Source organism: Massilia niastensis DSM 21313 (assembly GCF_000382345.1).
Lineage (GTDB): Bacteria > Pseudomonadota > Gammaproteobacteria > Burkholderiales > Burkholderiaceae_D > Telluria > Telluria niastensis.
The window spans coordinates 1-2662 of the sequence record NZ_KB908199.1 but is presented as its reverse complement, the minus strand read 5'-3'; the positions used below and the strand labels follow the sequence as shown (position 1 = coordinate 2662).

The following is a 2662-nucleotide window of genomic DNA, read 5'->3' as shown; positions in this document are numbered from 1 at the left end:
TTCACAACATACTTCTTGTTCACGATGGCCTCCTGACAGGGTTTACCCGTCAGGTTAGACCTTTTGGAGAAAATTGTGGGTAGCCGCTCCACTAGACTGGTATTTCAGTTCGACAGTCACCTGCAACGAGGGAAGCCATGGCCGATCTTCACTCAAGCACCCCGACAAGCGTGTCCGAACCCCTGCCCGGGGATCACGCCTCCGCGATCGCACCCCTGCTGCGCTCGCGCCGGCACCAGATGTTTCCTGTCCTGAACGAGAAGGAAATCCAGCGCATTTTCCGCTTCGGCACGGCGCACAGCTTTGCCGATGGCGCGCGTATCGTGGAAGCGGGGCATACGATGTACGGGATGGTGCTGGCGCTGTCCGGTCGCATGGCCGTGCACCGTAGCGATGGACTGGGAAACTCGGCCTTCATCACCCACCTCGGGCCGGGAGAATTCACGGCCGAGGTATCGCAACTGGCCGGCGGGCCGTCGCTGGTCAACGTGAGCGCAGCGGGCGAGGTCGAAGCGCTCGTCATTTCGCCCGCCAACCTGCGCGCGCTCGTGATCGCCGAAGCGGAGCTGGGCGAGCGCATCGTGCGCGCCCTCATCCTGCGCCGTCTCAACCTGCTGGAGCTGGGCGCAGGCGTCCTGCTGGTGGGGCCGGCCGGTCATCCCTGCATGTTTCCGCTGCAGAGCTTCCTGACCATCAACGCCTATCCGCACAAGATCCTCGATCCGGGAAACGATGCGCAGGCCAGGGCGCTGTGCGATCACTACCAGCCGGCGCGGGGAGATTTCCCGCTCGTGGTCTGCCCGGACGGCGGCGTCCGGAAGAACCCGTCGAACATCGAGCTCAGCCGCGCGCTGGGCATGTTGCCCGAGCTCCCGGCGGACAGGGTGTGGGACGTGATCGTCGTCGGCGCCGGCCCGGCCGGCCTCGCAGCCTCCGTGTACGCCGGCTCGGAAGGACTGTCCGTGCTGGTGCTGGACCAGCTCGCGTATGGCGGGCAGGCAGCCGCCAGCGCCCGCATCGAGAACTACCTGGGGTTCCCGACCGGGATCTCGGGTGGCGCACTGGCCGGCCGCGCCTATGTGCAGGCCATGAAATTCGGCGTCGAGGTGGTCATACCGGCGGCGGCGGCGAGGCTGATCTGCGATACGGCGCCCCTGGAAGTGGCGCTGAGCGACAGCAGGCGGGTCAGGGCGCACAGCGTCGTGCTGGCGTGCGGCGCACGCTACCGCAGGCCCTCGCTGGCGAACCTCAAGCAATTCGAGGGACGCGGCGTCTATTACTGGGCCTCGCACATCGAAGCCAGCCTGTGCATGGGGGAAGAAGTCATCCTCGTCGGCGGCGGCAATTCGGCGGGGCAGGGCGCCGTGTTTCTGTCCGAACATGCCTCCCGGGTGCACATGGTGGTCCGCGGCGAAGGCCTGAAGGCGACCATGTCCAGGTATCTGGTCGATCGCATCATGGCGGCCCCCAACATCGAACTGCATACGCACACGGAGATCGTGGCGCTGGAAGGCGATGAAGAGGGCCTGCGACAGGTCAGGCTGCGTAACAAGCGCAGCGGCGCCGAAGAAGATCGCGACGTGCGCCGGGTCTTCCTGTTCATCGGCGCCGATCCGAACACCGACTGGCTCGACGACTGCGAGGTGGAAGTCGATGACAAAGGTTTCATCCTTACGGGAAATGCCGTCACCACGCCCGCATCCCACAGCTGCGCCGGGGGCGGCCCGGCGCTGTCGTCCGGCGCACCGCGGCCGCGCGCTGCGCTGGAGACGAGTGTGCCGGGCGTGTTCGCGATCGGCGACGTGAGAGCGGGCTCGACCAAACGGGTGGCGGCGAGTGTCGGGGAGGGAGCACAGGTGGTGCCTCAGCTTCACGGCTTCCTTGCCAAGCTGCCGGTGTCCGCTTGAATATAAGGAATGCGGAATAACTTATTGCGAATTGGAATATAAATGATGGGCAGAATTTTTTAATAGCATTTAATGCCTGAGCAAACAAGACGTTGTCCTGATGGGACAACAAAAAAATATCATCCGAAATAAGTAGGTAAATCCTGCAAAGGCCTGTATCTTAGATCGCGCACTACATCAAGACGCCGTCATTGCTGGTATCTCTCCCGTCTAGCCCTCTGGGCATTCCTGTTTGATTCCCTGGTCGCATCCTTCTTGTTGCACGTGCACACGGGCGATTTTGCCCATAACACACTTAAGGTTACGTATATGACTACTCAAACTGGCACCGTCAAATGGTTCAACGATTCCAAGGGCTTCGGCTTCATCACACCTGACGGTGGTGGCAGCGATCTGTTTGCGCATTTCAAGGATATCCAGAGCGAAGGCTTCAAGAGCCTCGCCGAAAACCAGCGTGTCTCGTTCGAGCGCGCCAGCAGCCCGAAGGGCGACAAGGCAAGCAATATCCGCGCAATCTGAGCGGGTGGTCCGGACGCCGGACTGTTTCGCACGGATTGGTCAGGCATCGAGAGAGGCCTTTCCGCGATCGCGATGACCCTGTCGTCGAAAAGCCCGCATGAGCGGGCTTTTGCTTTTTGTGGCGTACGGACCGACTGCACTTCCCCCGGTGTCAGAATAGTTGTCGCGTCACCTGATGAAGTAAAACGATATCGGGGACGGGCAAGAGAGATCGTGTGAAGCAGTATTCAGCAGAA

The 2662-nt window shown here is 61.9% G+C and carries 2 protein-coding genes; both read left to right on the top strand.

Features of this window, described 5'->3' with window-relative positions:
- Positions 1-137 precede the first annotated feature (137 nt).
- Entirely contained in the window at positions 138-1907 is a 1770-nt protein-coding gene (locus H162_RS32400) for an FAD-dependent oxidoreductase (RefSeq protein ID WP_156885884.1), read from the top strand.
- A gap of 309 nt (positions 1908-2216) precedes the next feature.
- Positions 2217-2426: a cold-shock protein gene (locus H162_RS0129585; RefSeq protein ID WP_020657079.1), complete on the top strand. Its 210-nt coding sequence runs from the start codon at positions 2217-2219 to the stop codon at positions 2424-2426.
- Positions 2427-2662 lie beyond the last annotated feature (236 nt).

What these genes read in the sequence shown, in the direction of transcription:
- H162_RS32400 (WP_156885884.1), top strand. Translation starts at nt 138, where the DNA reads ATGGCCGATCTTCACTCAAGCACCCCGACAAGCGTGTCCGAACCCCTG.
- H162_RS0129585 (WP_020657079.1), top strand. Translation starts at nt 2,217, where the DNA reads ATGACTACTCAAACTGGCACCGTCAAATGGTTCAACGATTCCAAGGGC.